This is a genomic window from Streptosporangium sp. NPDC049376 (assembly GCF_044466505.1).
Taxonomy (GTDB): Bacteria; Actinomycetota; Actinomycetes; order Streptosporangiales; family Streptosporangiaceae; genus Streptosporangium.
Genome location: NZ_JBITMT010000005.1, coordinates 304,385 through 323,243, shown reverse-complemented (window position 1 = coordinate 323,243; position 18,859 = coordinate 304,385). Strand labels below are relative to the sequence as shown.

At 69.8% G+C, this 18,859-nt stretch carries 15 protein-coding genes; 12 read left to right on the top strand and 3 right to left on the bottom strand.

Annotation, left to right across the window (positions count from 1 at the left end):
* Nucleotides 1-30 precede the first annotated feature (30 nt).
* The gene (locus tag ACIBVQ_RS16995; RefSeq protein ID WP_399178385.1) at nt 31-3,411 is read left to right on the top strand and encodes a BTAD domain-containing putative transcriptional regulator; all 3,381 of its coding nucleotides are present in this window, start codon (nt 31-33) and stop codon (nt 3,409-3,411) included.
* On the opposite strand, the gene ACIBVQ_RS16990 is transcribed toward ACIBVQ_RS16995, so the two are convergent.
* Nucleotides 3,401-3,943: a hypothetical protein gene (locus ACIBVQ_RS16990; protein ID WP_399178383.1), complete on the bottom strand. Its 543-nt coding sequence runs from the start codon at nt 3,941-3,943 to the stop codon at nt 3,401-3,403. The genes ACIBVQ_RS16995 and ACIBVQ_RS16990 overlap by 11 nt on opposite strands.
* A gap of 174 nt (nt 3,944-4,117) precedes the next feature.
* Here ACIBVQ_RS16990 and ACIBVQ_RS16985 point away from each other — a divergent pair, with 174 nt between their 5' ends.
* Nucleotides 4,118-4,651, top strand: a complete 534-nt coding sequence (locus ACIBVQ_RS16985) for a DedA family protein (protein ID WP_386186883.1) — start codon at nt 4,118-4,120, stop codon at nt 4,649-4,651.
* 114 nt (nt 4,652-4,765) lie between these two features.
* Nucleotides 4,766-5,665 carry a D-alanyl-D-alanine carboxypeptidase family protein gene (locus ACIBVQ_RS16980; RefSeq protein ID WP_399178380.1) on the top strand — a complete coding sequence of 300 codons (900 nt, stop codon included), beginning with the start codon at nt 4,766-4,768 and terminating at the stop codon, nt 5,663-5,665.
* Here the strand turns inward: ACIBVQ_RS16980 and ACIBVQ_RS16975 are convergent.
* Both ACIBVQ_RS16975 and ACIBVQ_RS16970 read right to left on the bottom strand, forming a co-directional pair.
* Entirely contained in the window at nt 5,662-6,519 is an 858-nt protein-coding gene (locus tag ACIBVQ_RS16975) for a TrmH family RNA methyltransferase (protein WP_399178378.1), read from the bottom strand. The genes ACIBVQ_RS16980 and ACIBVQ_RS16975 overlap by 4 nt on opposite strands.
* Nucleotides 6,512-7,282, bottom strand: a complete 771-nt coding sequence (locus tag ACIBVQ_RS16970; protein ID WP_399178376.1) for a DUF4184 family protein — start codon at nt 7,280-7,282, stop codon at nt 6,512-6,514. The genes ACIBVQ_RS16975 and ACIBVQ_RS16970 overlap by 8 nt, the downstream gene beginning before the upstream one ends.
* Before the next feature lie 122 nt (nt 7,283-7,404).
* On the opposite strand from ACIBVQ_RS16970, the gene ACIBVQ_RS16965 reads away from it, so the two are divergent.
* The 9 genes from ACIBVQ_RS16965 (at nt 7,405) to ACIBVQ_RS16925 (ending at nt 18,850) form a co-directional block, all read left to right on the top strand.
* Nucleotides 7,405-8,064 carry a cation transporter gene (locus ACIBVQ_RS16965; protein ID WP_399178374.1) on the top strand — a complete coding sequence of 220 codons (660 nt, stop codon included), beginning with the start codon at nt 7,405-7,407 and terminating at the stop codon, nt 8,062-8,064.
* 174 nt (nt 8,065-8,238) lie between these two features.
* The gene (locus ACIBVQ_RS16960; RefSeq protein ID WP_399178372.1) at nt 8,239-10,011 is read left to right on the top strand and encodes a substrate-binding domain-containing protein; all 1,773 of its coding nucleotides are present in this window, start codon (nt 8,239-8,241) and stop codon (nt 10,009-10,011) included.
* Between the two features lie 423 nt (nt 10,012-10,434).
* Nucleotides 10,435-10,806 carry a hypothetical protein gene (locus ACIBVQ_RS16955; protein WP_352010533.1) on the top strand — a complete coding sequence of 124 codons (372 nt, stop codon included), beginning with the start codon at nt 10,435-10,437 and terminating at the stop codon, nt 10,804-10,806.
* Nucleotides 10,803-11,930, top strand: coding sequence for a GNAT family N-acetyltransferase (locus ACIBVQ_RS16950; protein WP_352010532.1), 1,128 nt, complete (start codon nt 10,803-10,805; stop codon nt 11,928-11,930). The genes ACIBVQ_RS16955 and ACIBVQ_RS16950 overlap by 4 nt, the downstream gene beginning before the upstream one ends.
* 239 nt (nt 11,931-12,169) lie before the next feature.
* Nucleotides 12,170-12,910 carry a glycosyltransferase family 2 protein gene (locus ACIBVQ_RS16945; RefSeq protein WP_399178370.1) on the top strand — a complete coding sequence of 247 codons (741 nt, stop codon included), beginning with the start codon at nt 12,170-12,172 and terminating at the stop codon, nt 12,908-12,910.
* A gap of 2 nt (nt 12,911-12,912) precedes the next feature.
* Nucleotides 12,913-13,854: a glycosyltransferase family 2 protein gene (locus ACIBVQ_RS16940; RefSeq protein WP_362918596.1), complete on the top strand. Its 942-nt coding sequence runs from the start codon at nt 12,913-12,915 to the stop codon at nt 13,852-13,854.
* A 5-nt stretch (nt 13,855-13,859) separates the two neighbouring features.
* The gene (locus ACIBVQ_RS16935) at nt 13,860-14,654 is read left to right on the top strand and encodes a polysaccharide deacetylase family protein (RefSeq protein ID WP_399178369.1); all 795 of its coding nucleotides are present in this window, start codon (nt 13,860-13,862) and stop codon (nt 14,652-14,654) included.
* A gap of 34 nt (nt 14,655-14,688) precedes the next feature.
* A complete protein-coding gene (locus ACIBVQ_RS16930) occupies nt 14,689-16,029 on the top strand; it encodes a lipopolysaccharide biosynthesis protein (protein WP_399178367.1) in 1,341 nt (446 codons plus the stop codon).
* Between the two features lie 40 nt (nt 16,030-16,069).
* Complete coding sequence (locus tag ACIBVQ_RS16925) at nt 16,070-18,850, top strand: hypothetical protein (protein ID WP_399178365.1); 2,781 nt, start codon at nt 16,070-16,072, stop codon at nt 18,848-18,850.
* Nucleotides 18,851-18,859 lie beyond the last annotated feature (9 nt).

Sequence of the window (18,859 nt, the reverse complement as noted above, 5' to 3'; positions counted from 1 at the left end):
TTCGAAGGCCCGCATAGCGTGGCGGCTGACATGGCGGGTGAAATCGTAGCGTTCCGGGTCCTCGGCCCGGTCGAGGCGCACTCCGGTGACGACGAGCTCGATCTGGGCGGGTTACGCCAGCGTGCCGTCCTCGCCCGGCTTCTGGTGGCGCGGGGGCAGGTCGTCCCCGTTGACTCCCTGCTCTACGACCTGTGGGATGACGACGCGGCCAAGGGCGCGCAGTCGGGGTTGCAGGTCTACATCTCCCGGCTGCGGCGGGTCCTGGAACCCGGCCGTCCGCGTGGGGGGCCGAACCGGCTGCTGGTGACCGTCGCCTCGGGTTACGCGTTGCGTGTCGCGCCCGACCAGGTGGACGCGTTGCGGTTCGAGGCCATGGTCCGCGCCGCCGGTGAGCAGCTCGAAGGCGACGACCCCGCCTCGGCGCGGGCGCGTCTTGAGAAGGCGCTGGGGTTGTGGCGTGGCACGCCGTACTCCGACTTCGCCGACCAGCCGTGGGCGGAGGCGGAGGTGAACCGCCTGACCGAGCTGAGACTGGTGGCCCGTGAGCGGCACGCCGACAGCAGTCTGCGTCTGGGGCTGCCCGCGGAGGCCGTACCCGACCTGGAGGCGTTGACCGCCGAGCATCCGCTGCGTGAGGAGGGCTGGCGGCTGCTCGCCCTCGGCCTCTACCGGTGCGGACGGCAGGCCGACGCGCTGGCCGCGCTGCGCAGGGCGCGCACGATCCTCGCCGACGAGCTGGGCATCGACCCGGGCCCCGCGCTGCGCAAGCTTGAGTCGGACATCCTGGCCCAGGACCCCGGTCTCCAGCTCGCCGTCCCACCGGCGAGGCAGCGTACGGCGGTGCCCGCCGACACCTGGCCGCCCCGTCCGGCGGCGGCCCCCGCCGAACTGCCGCCCCTGGAGCCCGAGCCGTTCGTCGGGCGGGAGGCGGAGCTGAGCAGGCTGATGACCGCGGCGGCCAGGACGGGCCGTTTCACCGCGGCCGTGATCAGCGGTGACGCGGGCGCGGGCAAGACGATGCTGGTCCGCAGGCTCGCCAGGCAGCTCGCCGACGACGGCTGGGGCACCTCCTCGGGCGCGTGCCCCGACAGCAGCGCCACCCCGCCCGTCTGGGCGTGGGTGGAGATCCTGCGCACCCTGGTGGACGTCACCGGGGCGGGTGAGTACGCCCCGCTGCTGGCCCCGTTGCTGGACGACACCGCGGCCGAGCCCGACGAGGACCAGGCCTCCGGCGGGTTCCGGCTGCACCGGGCGGTCGGCGGTTACCTGGCGGCCGTCGCCAAGGAGCGGCCGATCCTGCTGACGCTGGAGGACCTGCACTGGGCCGACGACCAGACGCTCGCGCTGCTGCGGGCGCTGCCGAGCCTGCTGGCGACCAGCCGGGTGCTGCTCGTGGTGACCTGCAGGGACAGTGAGCTGAGCGACCAGCAGGCGGACGTGCTCGCCGCGTTGGCCAGGCTCGGTCCTGTGCGGGTCGGCCTGACGGGTCTGGACGCCGAGGCGGTCGCCGAGCTGGTCAGGGCCACCTGTGTGCGCGCGGTCGACGAGGACGCGGTCAACAGCATCGTCGAACGGACCGGCGGCAACCCGTTCTTCGTCCGTGAGACCGTACGCCTGCTGGACGCCGAGGCGGTGAGCGACCGCGCGACGGCGGCCGAGGTGATCTCCGGTGTGCCGTCCGGTGTCCGTGACGTGCTGCGGCGCCGGATCGCCAGGCTGCCCGCCACCGCCCAGCAGATCCTGTTGCAGGCGGCGGTGATCGGCCGTGACGTCGATGTGGACGTGCTGGTCGACGTCGCGGGTGACGAGGACGCGGTGGTCGACGCCGTCGAGGCGGCGCTGCTGGCCGGGCTGGTCACCGAACCGGGCCCCGGCATGCTGCGTTTCGATCACGACCTGGTCCGGGACACCGTCTACTCGGACGCCTCCAGGCTGCGCCGTTCCCGGCTGCACGCCGCCGTCGCCTCGGCGATCGAGCGCAGGCATCCCGGGGACGTGGCCGCGCTCGCCCACCACTACGACGCGGCGGGCACCGCGGAGACCGCGGCCAAGGCGGTGCGTTACGCGGGGCTGGCCGCCGAGCAGGCCGAACGGCGTTTCGCCCACCGTGAGGCGGCCTCGCTGTGGGAGAAGGCGATCGCCGCCTTCGACAGGTCCGGTGCCGCCTCGACTCCGGAGAGCACCCGTGAGCGTCTGCTGCTGACCCTGAACCTGATCAAGGCGCTGGCGTTGTGCGGGGACATGGCCGCGGCCCGCAGGCGGCGGCGCGAGGCGATGGACACCGCCCTGCCGCTGGGCAACCTGGAGCTGACCGCCAGGGTCGCCGCCTCCCTCGCCGTGCCGCACAAGGGCATGGCCCGTGACTTCACCCGTACGGCGTGGGAGATCGTGGACGTCGCCGAGCAGGCGCTGGTCGAGCTGCCCGCGGGTGAGCAGTCGCTGCGGGCGAGCCTGCTGGCCACCCTGGCGCTCGAACTTGAGGGGTCGGCGACCTCCAGGGGAGAGCAGGCCTCCCTTGAGGCGGAGGAGCTGGCCAGGCGCAGTGGTGATCCGGCGCTGCTGGCGACCGCGCTGAGCGGGCGGCTGCGTCAGTCGTACGGCATCACCCCCGTCGGGGAGCGCGAGGTCATCGGCAGGGAGCTGCTTGAGGTCGGCAAGACGACCGGCCAGGTCTCGGTCCAGGCCCTGGCGCATCTGGTGCTGATGGAGTGCGCCGCGGCCTCCGGAGCGTTCGCCGAGGCCGACGCGCACGTGGCCGCCTCTGAACGACTCGCCAGGCAGTACGGCCTGCCCGCCCCCGCCGCCGTGGGCGCGTGGTACGCCGGGCAGCGCCTGATGATCGCCGGTGACTTCTCGGGGGCGGCGCTCGCCTACCGGGACGCCGCGCGGCTGACCGCGAAGGCCGGCATGCTCGAAGGCCGCCAGGACCTTCCGCTGATCACCACCTTCTGCCTGCACCTGGTCAACGGCAGGGCCGCCGACATGGTCGAGCCGCTGGCCGAGGCCCATCAGCGGGGGGCCAAGTGGACTCTCGACGCCTACGCCGTGGCCCTGGCCTCGGCCGGGCACACACGGGACGCCAGGGCGGTCATCGCGGTCAAGACTCCGGTCCGCCCTGACTTCCTCTACGAGCTGGCGATGATCTGGCGGGCGCTGGCCGGGATGCTGCTGGACGACCGGGAGCGGATGACCGAGGCCTACGACACGCTCAAGCCGTTCGCCGAGCGGATCGCGGGCGCGGGGACGGGTGTGGTCGCGTTGTGGCCGGTCTCGCTGACCCTGGGTGACCTGGCGCTCAGGCTGGGCTTCTCCGACGCGGTGCGCCCGCACTACGAGGACGCCCTGGCCGTCGCCCGGCGGGTCGGGGTGACCCGCTGGGTCGAGGCGGCGCAGCGTTCGCTCAGCAGCTGACGCGGAACCTGGCGCTGTGCGCGGTCGGACGGCCGGGGACGGAGAGCGTGACGCGGTACAGGCCGGGGTTGCCGGCGATCCTCGGCTGCCATTCGACGCTCTGACGCTCTCCGGTGAAGCCGGAGCCGCCGCTCAGGTAGGTGCGCCAGCCGCGGGACGACTCGCTCCAGCGCTGCAGGCGCCAGCCGTAGGTGACGGTTCTTTCCGGGTGCGGGTTGCCGATGACACTGCGCGCCTCGTACGGCCTGTCGCACGGGCCGCCCTCGGTCGCCGGGGTGACGGTGACCGTGCCCTCCGCCAGGGTGGTCTCCACCTGGACCTGTGCCGTGGTCTCCTGCATGGACTTGGACGACAACTCCACGGTCTCCACCGACGCGTCGTCCGCGCTGACCGCCCGCACCGTGGTCGCGGGGGTGCGCGGCACCTCGATCCCGGCGTAGGCTCCGACGAAGGCGAGCGTGGCGACCAGCAGTTTCACGACGCTCGCGGTTCCACTGGCCACCACCGGCGTGAGACTGCCTCGCGGACTCATGACTGTTCCCTCCCTGTTTCTGCCCCTTACTTGTAGCCCGGGGTGGTTGATCTCCGCTTGACGTCCGGTTGCAGCGTCAACGGTGGCTGAACGGGCTCCCACCCGACCCCCTGGACAAGGTCAGGTAAGCCTGCCCTAATATCGGCATACGGCAGGGAAACCAGCGGGGCGGTGATGTTCACAATGCGGTCGTTCGCGGCAGGCATCCCCGACCCGACCTCGGCCTCCGTGCTGGGGATGCCCCTGTGGCTCTGGGTGCTCATCGGAGGGGTCGCGCTGTTCGGCGCCTTCCAGGCCTACTACTGGATCGGCAGGAAGCTCGGCCCGAGGCTCTACGCCACCCGGGTGGGCAGGCGGATCAGCCAGGACGGCATCCGCAAGGTCGAGAACGCCGTCAGCAGGTGGGGCGCGCTGGCCGTCTACGGCTGTTTCTGGGTTCCCGGCCTGCGGCACACGCTGCCCTGGGCCGCGGGGGTGCTGCGTGTCTCCTACCCGTGGTACGTCGTGGCCAGCGCCCTCGGCTGCCTGACCTGGGTCCCCATCGCGTCCTTCGGCCTGTACTCGCTGTTGTGGGGCTGGCTCAAGCTCGCGGCCGAGTCTCCGCTGCTCGCGGGCACGGCTCTTCTCGTGGCGGCCGTGGCGGTCACGCTGTTCGTGCGTCACCGCAGGAACGCGCGGCGGGCCAAGGAGGAAGTCACCGTCGGGTGATGCCGCGCCGTACGGCTTGTGTCACACCTCCGCGTGGTTTCTGCCACCATGTTCCCCATGCAAACCGGGGGAATTCGTCTTCTCGCCTGTACCGCTCTGGCCACCGTGACCACGGTGGCCGCTGTGACAACCGGGTTCGTCGTGCCCGCGCACGCCGCGGCGCCGGTCGTGTCACAGGCCACGACGAGGACGGTCGCGGCCTCGACCGCTCCCGCGGTGGCCGCGAAGGTCGCCTACCTGCTCGACGTGACCACGGGCAAGCCGCTGTTCGCCAAGCAGGCCACCAAGCGGGTGCCGATCGCCAGCCTGACCAAGGTCATGACGGCCTACGTCGTGCTGCGCGAGGCCGGTCTCGACGACGTCGTGCGGATCAACGCCGACGACGTACGGCACGCCGCGACGAACGACGCGACCAGCGCCTCGCTGCGCGCCGGTGAGCGCCTGACCGTCCGGGACCTGCTGCACGGGGTGATGCTCCCCTCGGGGGCGGACGCCTCCCACGCGCTGGCCCGCGTCTACGGTCCCGGCGAGAAGAAGTTCGTGGCCAAGATGAACGCCGCGGCCCGCTCGCTCGGCCTGACCGGCACTCGCTACACCAACACCGACGGGCTGCCCAAGCCGTCCGGCGGCTACTCGACCGCCCAGGACCAGGCCAAGCTGGCCCAGATCGCGCTGGGTGACCCGGTACTGCTGGGCATCACCTCGACCAGGCGCTACACCGTGGCCGCCTCCAAGCTGCACCGGGCTCACACCTGGACCAACAGCAACAAGCTGCTCGGCAAGACGCCCGGCGCGCTGGGTGTGAAGACGGGTTACACCCGTGCCGCGGGTTACTGCCTGTCGTTCGCCGCCGACCAGGACGGCCACCGGTTCGTCGGGGTGATTCTCGGCGACGCGAAGTCCGAGCGCCGTTTCCAGACCGCCAACCGGCTCCTGGACTGGGCCGGCGAGCAGGTCTCCGGCACGGGCGACGACCAGGGCGAGGACGGCGGGACCCTCAGCGGCGACGCCTAGCCCAGGGTGTCTCCGGTTCCTGTGACGAGGACGCCGCGCATCAGGCCGTGACAGGCGATGGCCGCCGCCGCGACCACGTTGAGGGAGTCGACGCCCAGGCTCATCGCGGCTGAGCTCATGGGGATGCACACCGGCTGGTCGGCCTCGTGCAGCCAGTGGGAGGACAGACCGTCGCCCTCCGAGCCGAGCAGGAGGGCGACCCGGTCCGCCGTACCGGCCGTGTCGATCGGGGTCGCGCCCTGGTCGGGGGTGAGTGCCAGGGTCAGGAAACCCGCCGCGCGAAGTTCGGCGAGGCCGTCGTACCAGTTGGTCATCCGCGCGTACGGGATCGCGAAGACGGCACCCATCGACACCTTCACCGCCCTGCGGTACAGCGGGTCGGCGCAGCGGGGCGACAGGATCACGGCGTGGACGCCGAGCGCGGCGGCGCAGCGGAAGATCGCACCCACGTTGCCGTGGTCCACCAGGTCCTCCAGGACGAGGACGCGCCGGGGGCCGCCGCGCAGCGTCTCGGCGACCGTGGGCAGGGGCTTGCGGTCCATGGCGGCCAGGGCGCCCCGGTGGACCGGGAACCCGGCGATCTCCTCCATCTCCCGGTCCTCGACCACGTGGACCCGGTCGCCGAGACCGTCGAGCAGGTCGGCCAGGGAGTCGGCCCAGCGGCGGGTCAGCAGCACCGAGCGCACCGGATACCCGGCGGCGACGGCCCTGCGGATCACCTTCTCCCCTTCGGCGATGAACAGGCCGTGTTCGGCCTCAAGGCTCTTGCGCAGTTCGACGTCACGCAGGTTCGCGTAGTCGGCCAGGCGGGGGTCCCGGTGAAGATCGGGGTGGGAATCGGCTGCTTCAGGCATCCTGGAATACTGCCACGGCCTTTCTGAGCTGCCACACCGCGGCGTAGACGACCAGCAGCACGCTCAGTCCGGCCAGTGTTCCCGCACCCAGCCTGGTGATCAGCTCGGTGCCGTCCCTCGGCGGGAAGATCACGGGCCACACCGCCGCTCCCCCCAGGGTCGCGGCCACCGCCGCCAGGATCACGCCGAGCCGTACCGGGGTGGAGAGCCTCAGCCGGTCGGGCACCGCGACCGGGGTCATCCGGGCCAGGCCGCGCCAGGACCACCACAGCACCAGGCTCAGCCCGACCACGCTTGAGAGGTACTGCAGCGCACGGAAGGTGGGCATCTGGCCGACGAGGGGGTCGACCAGCCAGGACCAGCCCCAGATCCGGATGCTGTAGGAGTGGGTGAAGGAGTCCCACAGCAGGTGGGTGAGGGAGCCGACGACGCCACCCGCGACCACGGGCAGCAGCCGGCCGATGTCGTGTTTCGGGGCCAGCGAGGCCGCCCTTCCCGCAAGACCGGCGGGCAGCAGCGCGGTCAGCGGGTCACGGAGCAGCCCGTGGAAGACGGCGAACATCACCAGGACGGCGAGCAGGTCGAGGGTGAAGGCGCCGGGTATGGAGTGCCAGATCCCGTAGTTCGGCAGGAAGGGCAGAAAGATCGGCAGGTCGGGTGCCATCGTGCCCAGCGCGAGCGCCCAGGGGTCGAGGACCTTGCGGGCCCGCGCCGAGGCGATGAACGGCAGCACTGCGGCGACATGGCTGGGCGTGAACGGCACGAAGCTTTCTCCTGAGATCCGGTGATTCGTTCTTCCCCAGGAGACTATGGCGCCACGTCCGCCACCGAGCGACTCACGAATCCACCCTGAAACCACAGGGAGTGGCGTGTATGTTACCTGGCGTGATATTTGGGGATTCAGGAACCACCACGGCCTGCCGGAGCACACCCCCCGCGCCCGAGAGCGCACGCTGGCTGCGCGACGCCCGTACCGCACGCGCCCTCTCGCTGGCGACGCTCGTCTGGCTCGGGGCCGAGAGCGCTCTCGGCATCGCCGCCGGATTCGCCGCGCACTCGGTCGCGCTGATCGGCTGGGGCATGTTCTCACTGGTCGAGGCCGCGGCCAGTCTCATCGTCGTGTGGCGCTTCACCGGGTCGCGGACCCATTCGGCGGACGCCGAGGCCAGGGCGGGCAGGGCGGTGGCGATCAGTTTCTGGCTGCTGGCCCCCTACCTGGCGCTTCACGTGGTCTACGACCTGTGGGCGGGGCACACGGCCAGGCCCAGCGTGCTCGGCGCGGTGGTCACGGCGGTCAGCCTGTTCGCCATGCCGTTCCTCGGGGTGGCCAAGCGACGGCTGGGCGCGCGGCTCGGCTCGGCCGCGACCTCGGGAGAGGGCACCCAGAACCTGCTGTGCGCCTCGCAGGCCGTGGGTGTGCTGGCCGGGATCGCGCTGAACGGCCTCGGGTTCCGGTGGGCCGACCCGGTCGTGGCGACGCTGCTGGCCGCGGTGGCCGCGCACGAGGGGCGCAAAGCCTGGCGCGGGCACGTCTGCCACCACTGAGCAGCCCGTTCTCATACAGCACAGAGATCGTTTTCTATCGCGCAGGGGGATTTACACAGCAAAAAGGGTGTTTTGCCACTTTAAGCGTTCCCAGTACAGTTCCGTGAACATTGTGGAGAACCTCCGTATAAGGTGACCCGCTAGTTTCCGGACATCGAACGCGAAGAGGGCATCGTGAGCGGACGTCACAGGACGGATGAGCTCGACGACGGCTACGCCTCCTACAACCTGCCGCGGCGGCGCAGAAGTGGACGGGGCGCGGTGCTCGTGCCGTTGGCGGGCTCCGTCGCCCTCGCGGTGCTGCTCGGCGTCGCCGCCTTCGTGATCGTCAACCGGGACCGCGGGTGTGCGCAGACTCCCGTCACGCTGCGGGTGACCGCCTCCCCCGACATCCAGCCCGCCCTCTCCGAGATCGCCGGGCGCTTCACCAGGACCTCCCGCGACTCCGGCGGCGGATGCGCGACCGTCACGGTGACCGGGGCCGCCTCCGCCGCCGTGGCCTCCGGCCTGGAGGGCAGCGGAGGCGAGGTCGGTGCGATGGACCTGTGGATTCCCGACTCCTCCCTGTGGGTGAACGGCCTGCGCGCCAAGGATCCGGCCTTCCCCGCCCCCGGCGCCTCCGTCGCCCGCTCCCCCGTCGTACTGGCCGCTCCGGGCACCGCGGTCCAGGAACTGCGGGACGACCTCGGCGAGGCGAGCTGGAAGGGCATGCTCGGCGCCGCGAACGTGACGGACCCCAACGGCCCGGGCCGCAGGGTGCGGGTGCTCGCGCTCGACCCCTCGCTCAACGCGGCCGGGCTCGGCGCGCTGCTGGCCGCCTCGGGTACGGCGACGGCCTCGGGTGTGGGCCAGGAGGAACTGGTCGGCGCGCTCAAGACACTGTCCGGCTCCACCGTCCGCGACCAGGACGCGCTGCTGGCCAGTCTCGGCGTCAAGGGCCGCAGGACCCCGATCGGCGTCGCCTCGGAGCAGGGCGTGTGGGCCTTCGACACCGGCAGGAAGCCGCAGGTCCCCGCCGTCCCGCTGTATCCGGCCGAGGGGACGGTCGACCTCGACTACCCGGCGGTCGTCACCACCCGGGACGCCGCCGTGCGCGCCGCGGCCGAGGCGTTCCTGCGCGACCTCACCACCGAGGCCGCCGGGAAGGACCTCCAGGACCGGGGTTTCCGCACCCCCGACGGCCGGGCGGGCACCGCGCTCCTGGGTGTCTCCGGCTTCCGCGCCCAGGCGCCGAAGTCGCTGCCGCTCCCGGACGCCGCGACCGTCGCCGGGCTGTCACGCTCGTGGTCCCGGCTGAACCTCGGCACCAGGCTGCTCACCCTGCTGGACGTCTCGGGCACGATGGCGCTCCCCGTGCCGGGGACGGGCCTGACCCGGATGCGGGCCATCACCAGGATCGCCACCGAGGGCATCAAGCTGTTCCCGGTCAAGAGCGAGATCGGGGTGTGGGAGTTCTCCACGAACCTGGACGGCCGAGGCGTCGACTACCGCGAGACGGTCCCGGTCGGCCCGCTGACCGAGAACCTGGACGGTGTCCTGCGTCGGGACCTGATCAACCGGAAACTGGCCGCGACCAGGGCCAGGGCGACCGGCGACACCGGGCTCAACGACACCCTCGCCGCCGCCTACCGGCGGATGAACGAGGAGTACCAGGGCGACAAGATCAACACCTTGGTGGTCCTGACGGACGGCGCGGGCAACGACGACCCCGAGGGCGGCATCGGCGACCGGGAGATCCTCAGGAGGCTGAAGCGGGAGTACGACCCGGAGCGGCCGGTCAGCATCCTGATCATCGCCTTCGGGCCGGACGCGCCGAAGGGCAGGCGCCAGATGGAGGCACTGGCCAGGGCCACCGGCGGCGAGGCCTACATCGCCAAGGACATCGGACAGGTTCGCACGTTCTTCCTTGAGGGAATGCGGCGCCGCCTCTGCGCGCCGCACTGCTGACCCCTCTCCGAGGGCACCACCGTACGACGGGCATATCACACGATCGACATGGATGGTGACCCTCCGAGGAGGGCGTGATTTGAGTCACTTCTCTCACCCCCGGCTCGCGCGGCCCCCGACACGCCCGAACCACCTTTGCCACAACTGTCCCAGCTCACCCGATCTGGTCGAAAAGCCCTGCACCATAGGGCTTCGGTGGTTGCGCGTGAGACTCTCCCGGCGTGGCGAAAGGCCCAAGGGAGACATCCGAATCCTGACCGGATATCGTATGATCACTTGACTCCGCGCTGGATAACGCCAACGCATCGCTTTGCGATCCGGTAAACCATGGACTGAGGTCAAACGTCGGCATTGACGTTCGTCCGCAGTGATTGATCCCATGAATAGGTGATCGATCATGCCACTACGACCAGGAGTCAGGAGATGTCGACCAATCGCAGGGTGCTCGGGTGGGCACTCACTCTTGCGTGCGTGGCGGGGGCCGTGATCGCGCTGGCCGGAATCGACACTCCCCTCCGGATCGTCCTCACTCCGCTGTTCCTCTTGGTCACTCCGGGTGCCGCGGCGATGGGACTGTTGCGTGATCGTGACCCTCTTGCGGCACTATCAGTGGGTGCGGCGGCAAGCCTGGTCGTGAACGTACTCCTTGCCGTGGCCATGCTGTCCTTTGACAAGTGGTCGCCTCGCGCCGGGGTGGCGACGATCGCGGTGCTCGGTGGGTTCATATACGTGTTACGCGTGTTGTACCGGGGGAGCGCAAGCTTGCAGACCGAACAGGGGGCCAGGTCAAGGTGAACATCGTCGTCGTTCGCCCCGGTGACCTCGGGGAGTCCGAGATATCCCGATGGCGGGAGTTGCAGGGGGCCGATCCGTCCCTCGACAACCCCTTCCTCTCCGTGGAGTTCGCCCTGGCCATGGGCCGTCTCCGCGACTACGTCCGGGTCGCCGTCATCCAGGACGGTGGCCGGACGGTCGGATTCTTTCCCTACGAGCGCCACAACTTCGGCATCGGCAAGCCCCTGGGCGGTTTCCTCACCACCTGCCACGGCCTGATCTCGGTTCCCGACCTGGTCCTGGACGCCAAACAGCTGTTGCGCGCCTGCAAGCTCTCCGTCTTCGACTTCGACCACCTCGTCGCCGGTCAGCCGACCTTCGCCGAACACCAGTCGGACGTACGGCCCGCGCCGGTCATGGACCTGAGCTCGGGTTTCGACTCCTATATCGATCAGGTGAAGCAGAACTCACCGAAGAACTACAAGACCGTCCGCTACAAGGAGCGCAAGCTCGGCCGTGAGCAGGGCGAGATCCGCTTCGAATGGGACTCGACGGACCCCGCGACCCTGCGCACCCTGCTGAACTGGAAGTCGGACCAGTACCGCCGCACCGGGCGGGTGGACCGCTTCGCCCAGCCGTGGATCGTCCGGTTGCTCGACGAGATGCACGCGATGCGCTCGGAGAGCTTCTCGGGCGTGCTGACCATGTTCTACGCCGGTGACACCCCCGTGGCCGGGCACTTCGGCCTGCGTACGGCGCACACCCTGGTCGGCTGGTTCCCCGCCTACGACACCGAGTACGCCCGTTACTCCCCGGGCATCACGCACCACCTCCACATGGCGGAGCACGCGGCCGGCTCGGGGCTGCGCCAGGTGGACATGGGCAAGGGCGGCCGCGAGTACAAGTCCTGGCTGAAGAGCGGCGACCTGTACGTCGCCGAGGGCCGGGTCTCCCGCCCCTCCCCCGCGGCCGCGGTCCACTGGATGGGCCGCACGCCGGTCAACAAGGCCCGCACCATCGTCCTCGATCGACCCCATCTGTATCGGTTTGCCGATCGCGTGCTGAAAGGTTTCGGCCGTATGCGCACCTCAGCGCAGAACCAATCGGCCTCCGCGGTCGTCAAGGAACCATGGGGAGTCGGCTAGGCCGACCCCCGGTAACAGCGAACACTCCCGCCAGGACCCTTCCATGCATCCCTCACCGCATTCGCCATTCCCGCCGCCCTCTCAGGCTGTGTCTGGCTCCGGGTCCTCCCGTCAGTCGTCATGACGACCGCCGAACCGGAAGGACATGTTTCATGAGTCCCGACATCGTCAAGCACAATGCCAAACCGCCGCTGCGAGCGATGCCACCGATTGAGCGGTTCACCCCTATCACCCCTCACATGGCCATCTCTCCCACGGTCAGCGTCGTGGTCCCCGCGATGAACGAGGCGGAGAACCTTCCGCACGTCTTCGCGACCCTGCCCCAGTGGATCGACGAGATCGTCCTCGTCGACGGCAACTCCGTCGACGACACCGTGGCCGTCGCCAAGCGGCTGCGGCCCAACGTCCGCATCGTCACCCAGACCGGCAAGGGCAAGGGCGACGCCCTGGCCGCGGGATTCGCCGCCTGCACCGGCGACATCATCGTGATGATCGACGCCGACGGCTCGACCGACGGCCGGGAGATCATCCAGTTCGTCGGCGCGCTGGTCACCGGGGCCGACTTCGTCAAGGGGTCGCGCTACGCATCCGGCGGGGGCAGCGACGACCTGACCTTCAACCGCAAGTTCGGCAACAAGGTGCTCACCGGCCTGGTCAACCGGATCTACGGCACCAGCTACAGCGACCTGTGCTACGGCTACAACGCCTTCTGGGCGCGTCACCTGGACGTGCTCAACCTGGACTGCGATGGTTTCGAGGTCGAGACCCTGATGAACATCAGGGCGGCCAAGGCCGGGCTCAAGGTGCATGAGGTTCCCAGCCACGAGCGCTGCCGTATTCACGGCGAGAGCAACCTGCACGCGGTAAGGGACGGGATCCGGGTGCTGAGAACCATCATCAGGGAGTGGCGGAGCAACCCCGTCACCGCCGCTCCCGAGCCTGCGGCCACCACCCCGGCGGCGGACCAGGGCGCCGCGTAGTCATGAGAACCAGTGTCGTCATCTGCGTCTACACCGAGGAGCGCTGGGAGGACATCCGGGCCGCCGTCGCGTCGGTCGAGAACCAGCGGCGCAGGCCGTACGAGATCATCCTGGTGGTCGACTACAACGCGGACCTGCTACTGAGGCTCAAGCGGGAGTATCCCGATGTGATCGTGGTGGAGAACACGCAGGAGAAGGGGCTGTCCGGGGGCAAGAACACCGGCGCGGCTACGGCCTCGGGCGACATCGTGGCCTATCTCGACGACGACGCGGTGGCGGAGGCGGGGTGGCTGGAGGCACTGGAGGAGGGCTTCCAGGATCCGGCCGTCGTCGGCGTCGGCGGGCTGACCAACCCACTGTGGGCGACGGGACGCCGTCCCGGCTGGTTCCCCCGCGAGTTCGACTGGACCGTCGGGTGCTCCTACCGGGGCATGCCCACCCGGCGGTCACCGATCCGCAACGTCATGGGCGGCAACGCCGCCTTCCGCAGGGAACTCGTCGGGCGGGTCGGCGGATTCCACACCGGCATCGGCCGCAGTGTGCAGGGGCGCAAGCCCAGGCCCCTGGGGTGCGAGGAGACCGAGTTCTGCATCCGGCTCTCCCAGCGGATGCCCGGCGCGGTGATGCTGTTCGAACCCGCGGCGGTGATCGGCCACAAGGTGCCCGAGGCACGGGCCAGGTTCGCCTACTTCCGGTCCAGGTGTTACGCGGAGGGCCTGTCGAAGGCGCTGGTCACGCACAACGTCGGCGCCGGGGACGGACTGGCGAGTGAGCGGGCGCACGCGCTGAAGGCGCTGCCACTCGGCGCGCTGCGGGGCCTGGGAGACGTACTGCGTGGCGATTTGTCAGGGTTCGGCAGGGCTGTGGCGATCGTGGTCGGACTCACCTGGACGACCTGGGGTTACATCGTCGGATCTCTCCGGTTGAAGGTGGCGAAATCGTGATCCGCGTGCCGATTCTGATGTATCACTCCATCTCCGACCGGCCGAACCAGGAGACGAAACCGCTGGCCGTACGGCCCTCGGTGTTCGCCGACCAGCTCACCTACCTGAAGGAGCACGGCTTCACCCCGTTGACCGTGGCCGACATGGTCGCCTCGCTGCACAGGAACAACGGGCGTTCCCTGCCCGAGCGGCCGGTCGTGGTGACCTTCGACGACGGCTACGCCGACTTCCACAGCCACGCGCTGCCGGTGCTCGAACGCCTCGGCTTCCCCGCGACGGTCTTCCTGACCAGCGGGTGGGTCAGGGACGCGGGCGAGGACGCGGCGGGCAGGCCGCTGGACACGATGCTGACCTGGAGCCAGGCCCGGGAGGCCGCCTCGTGCGGCATCGAGATCGGCGGCCACAGCCACAGCCACCCCCAGCTCGACCAGTTACCCGACGACCGGCTCCGCCAGGAGCTGCGCCGCAACAAGGCACTGCTCGAAGACAGGATCGGGGCCCCGGTCGCGACCATGGCCTACCCGTACGGCTACTCAAGCGGGCGGGTCAGGCGTGAGGTGCGGCGCGCCGGCTACTGGGCCGCCTGCGCGGTGAGCAACGCCATCGCCGCCGACAGGCACGACGTGCTCGCCCTGCCACGCCTGACCGTGGCAGAGGGCACCTCGATGGGGATGTTCAGCCGGGCCGTCGAGGGCAGCCAGGTCCCGCTGATCTACATGAGGCAACGCGTCCTGACGAAGGGTTACGCCGTCGTCAGGAGGACCCGCTACGGCCTGCGCCGGGTGCGCGGTCTGGCGTGAGGAACACGTCCTCGGACGTGGGGGGAGGCGACACATGAGCGCGACGACGGACGAGCCGCAGGGGCGGCTCGCCGGGTTGCGGCAGCGGGTGATGCGCGATCTGCGCAACCCGCTCTTCCGCAACGGCTACGCGCTCATGGCCAACACCGCGATCACCGCGGTGCTCGGCATGGGCTACTGGTGGCTCGCCGCCCAGCTGTACGGCCCCGCGGACTTCGGCAGGGGCCAGGCGCTGATCACCGCCATGCGGCTGTTCGCCTCGCTGACCGCGCTGGGGTTCGTCGGGGCACTGGCACGCTTCATCCCGGTGGCCGGACGGCGCACGCCCGCACTCATCGTCAGGGCGTACGCGGTCGCCGGGGCGACCGGCGTGGTCGCCGCGCTCGGGTTCCTGCTCACGTTGCCGTGGTGGGGACCGACCTACGCCTCGCTCGACGGCCTCGGCCCCGGGCTGTTCTTCCTGGCCTCGACGCTGGTCTGGTCGGTGTTCACGCTGGAGGACGTGACGCTGGCCGGGCTGCGCAAGGCCACGTGGGTGCCGGTGAGCAGCCTGTGCTACGGCCTGGTCAAGATGGCCATGCTGGTGGGCCTGGCGTTCGCGCTGCCCCGCGACGGCATCTTCGTCTCATGGATCATCCCGGCCGCGATGGCCCTGATCCCGATCAACCTCCTGCTGTTCAGGAAGGTCATCCCCCGGCACGTCGCGCGCACGGAGGGTACGGCCAGGCCGCTCGCCTTCGGCGAGGTGGGCCGCTTCCTCGCCGGAGACTACCCGGGCACGTTGTCGATCCTGGCGAGCGTCTACCTGATCCCGGTCCTGATCGCGGCCAGGGTGGACGAGGTCACCTTCGGCCTCTTCTCCATGGCCCACACGCTGGGCTCGCTGATCGAGCTGCTGGCGATGAACATGGCCACCTCGCTGACCGTCGAGGGATCCTTCGACCGGGACCGGTTCGCGTCGAACTCCCGCAGGGCGCTGCGCCGGGCCTTCATGATCATTGTCCCGATCGTTGTCGTGACGATCCTCGCGGCGCCCCTGATCCTGCGCGTCTTCGGCCCGGACTTCGCCGACCGGGGAACACTGCTGCTGCAGCTGATGGCCCTGGCTGTGCTGCCCAGGGTGCTGATCGAGATCTATCTGAGCGGCCTGCGGGCCCTGGGGAAGGCTCGCAGGCTCGCGTTCGTCCAGGTCTCCCTGGCCGTACTCGTGCTCACCACCACCCTGGTGCTGTTCCCCTCTGCGGGGATCGAGGCCGTTGGCTACGCGCTGCTGCTGAGTGAGCTGCTGATCGCCGCGCTGATCTTCCCCGACCTTCGCAAAATGCTCAACGGTGGGAAAAGATCAAATACGGTCGTCACGGCCGGGTCCGTATAACCCCCATGATGTAGACGTGAGACAACGCTCAGGTGATGACGTGAAATCGGAGGCCGCAGAGGCGGGGGAGCATTCCCCCGCCTCCGAGGAGACGCACGCCGGACCCGAGGACAGTCCCACTCCCCCGGCCGCTCCCGAGAGCCTTGAGGACCGCGACTCCAAGGACTTCGAGGGCTCTGGGAGCTTCGGAGACCTGGAGGACGCCGAGGAGAACGTGGGGCCCGGGGATCAGGAGAAGCCGGACGCCTCCGGCGACGACGACCCCTCGCCGACCGCGGTCCTCCGCATCCCCGGCCACACGCACGAGGAGTCCTCCGAGGACGCGATCGCCTCGATCATGGGCACCTCGGTCCTCGGTTCCTCGGTCACGGACTCCTCCGTCGTCGACTTCTCGGTCGTCGACCTGCCGGGGGTCGCCGACGACGACCCCGAGAGCGAGGCGGATCCCGAGCCCGAGCCGGATCCCGAACCGGGCCCCGAGCCGGGCTCCGGGTCAGGCGAAGACGGTGACGGTGAGGGCGCCGACGGCGAGGACGTGGAGGCGACCGCCGAGGTACGGCTGCCCGCCGCCCGGCGTGCCGGACTCCCCGGCTCCGCCCAGAAGGCCGACCTGGACGCCACCAGAAACGTCAGGGTGTCGGCGTCCATATCGGTGCCCACGCTCCGGCCCCGCGTCCCGTTGACGGAGCGGCTGGCGCGCTCGGCGATGGCGTGGCTCCCGCCGCTGCTGACCGTCGAGGGCCTGATCATGTACGTGCTGGCCCTGCGTGCCACGCCGGGCCCGCTGCGAGGTGTCGACCTGTCGCACATCGACGGTCTCGGGCTGATCTCCGCGCTGCCCGCCACCTCGTTCGTCGCGATCCTGCTGATGATCACGGCGTTCTTCGTCACGATCGCGCAGAACACCGACCGCAAGTTCCTGCTGCTCTTCCAGCTGGCGGTGATCACCTTCGCGTTGCACGGCGCCGCCGCGCTCATCGAGGACACACCGCGCTTCCACACGGCCTACGTCCACGCGGGCTTCGTCGAGTTCATCAACCGCACCGGGACGTCCTCACCGATCCTCGACGCCCGTTTCGCGTGGCCAGGGTTCTTCGCGCTGGTCGCGTTCGTCACGAAGGCCGCCGGAGTCACCGACCTGACGCTGGTCCTGCGCTGGACGCCACTGCTGTCCAACCTGCTCTACCTGCTGCCGTTCGTGCTGATCCTGCGCCAGGTGGTCGCGACGACCCGGGCCCGCTGGTTCGCGGCGCTGCTGTTCATCCTCGTGCAGTGGATCGGCCAGGACTACTTCTCGCCGCAGGGCTTCACCTACGCGATCTACCTGGCCTTCGTGGCGATCGTGCTGCGCTGGTTCGGCAAGGTGGAGGTCCGTGACGCGGCCGCGCCGCCCAAGGGCCGCATCCGGCGGCTGCTGGCCAGGCTGGACGGGCTGGCCCCGGGCGAGCTGACCCACTCGACCAGCGTCTACGACCGCTCGATCATGCTCATCCTGCTGATCGTCCTGTTCGCGACGGCGACGGCCTCGCACCAGATCACGCCGTTCATGATGCTCGGCGCGCTGACCGGCCTGATCCTGCTGCGGCGTTCCTCGCTGAGCTGGGCCCTGCCGTTCCTCCTCGGGCTGATCGTGCTGTCGTGGATCAGCTACCAGACGGTCACCTTCTGGAGCGGCCACATCGAGGAGCTGTTCGGCGGTCTCGGCCGGATCCTGGAGAACCTCCAGCGCAACACCGGCGACCGGATCGAGGGCAGCGACAGCAGGCACACGCTGGTGCTGCTGGCCCGTCTGGGCATCTGCGCGGTCATCCTGCTGCTGGCCGCGGTCGGCCTGCTGCGCCGTCTGCGCCGGGGGGTCGGCGACCGGGCCGCCCTGCTCCTGCTGTGCGTTCCGGTGCTCGCCCTCGCGCTGCAGAGCTACGGCGGCGAGATCGGCCTGCGCATCTACCTGTTCGCGCTGCCCGGGGCGTGCATCCTCGCCGCCTACGCCTTCTTCCCGAACCTGCCCGCCGGTACGGCCGACGCCCCCGAGGAGGCGGTTCCGGCCCGCAGACGCGTCATCAGGCTCGACCCGCTGCTGACCCGCAGGATCTCACTGCTGCTCGCCGCCGCGTGCGCGATGGCGCTGTCGATGTCCTTCCTGATCGCCCGCTACGGCAACGAGCAGTTCGAGCGGGTCTCCAGCGACGAGGTCCAGGCGATGCACTACGTCTACGGGCACGACAAGCCCAGCGGCAGGGTGCTGTTCCTGGTCCCGATCATCGGGCCCGAGGTCACGCCGACCATCCCGTGGGGCGAGCGCGACTTCGACAAGATCGAGTATCAGCAGGTGCTCGTGGACAAGAACCCGGAGCAGCTGTCCTCCGTGATCGACAAGTTCCGTGTCTCCCCACCGAACACCTACCTGGTCGCGAGCCGTGGCCAGGCCGCCTACCTGCAGCTCAACCATGGTTTCCCGACCGACTGGAGCAAGCGTTTCCGGGCCGCCCTCGACGCGTCACCGGAGCTCAAGCGGGTCTTCGACAGCCCCGACGCCGCCGTGTACACGCTGAAGACGTATCCGAAGAACGCCGAGATCCCCCAGCCACGTCCTCTTACGGGCTTCGGCGACCGTGGGTCCCCTATGACCCCGATCGGCCTCGGTGCCCTCGGAGTCACCTGGATTGCACTGTTTGTCTATGAGATGCAAAAGCTGCGCGATCCCGGCCGTGTTTCGAAGAGGGGACGACGCATCCTGTTTGTCGCGGTTCCCGCATTCCTGCTGGCGGTCGCGGTGATTGTCGAACGCTTCATCGTCATCGGGTTCAACCAGATCCAATAGGCGTGAGCC

Bases quoted from the DNA above. Each gene is read 5' to 3' on its own strand.
- ACIBVQ_RS16975 (WP_399178378.1), bottom strand. From the start codon at position 6,519: ATGCCTGAAGCAGCCGATTCCCACCCCGATCTTCACCGGGACCCCCGC.
- ACIBVQ_RS16985 (WP_386186883.1), top strand. From the start codon at position 4,118: ATGTTCACAATGCGGTCGTTCGCGGCAGGCATCCCCGACCCGACCTCG.
- ACIBVQ_RS16930 (WP_399178367.1), top strand. From the start codon at position 14,689: ATGAGCGCGACGACGGACGAGCCGCAGGGGCGGCTCGCCGGGTTGCGG.
- ACIBVQ_RS16990 (WP_399178383.1), bottom strand. From the start codon at position 3,943: ATGAGTCCGCGAGGCAGTCTCACGCCGGTGGTGGCCAGTGGAACCGCG.
- ACIBVQ_RS16955 (WP_352010533.1), top strand. From the start codon at position 10,435: ATGTCGACCAATCGCAGGGTGCTCGGGTGGGCACTCACTCTTGCGTGC.
- ACIBVQ_RS16995 (WP_399178385.1), top strand. From the start codon at position 31: ATGGCGGGTGAAATCGTAGCGTTCCGGGTCCTCGGCCCGGTCGAGGCG.
- ACIBVQ_RS16940 (WP_362918596.1), top strand. From the start codon at position 12,913: ATGAGAACCAGTGTCGTCATCTGCGTCTACACCGAGGAGCGCTGGGAG.
- ACIBVQ_RS16945 (WP_399178370.1), top strand. From the start codon at position 12,170: ATGGCCATCTCTCCCACGGTCAGCGTCGTGGTCCCCGCGATGAACGAG.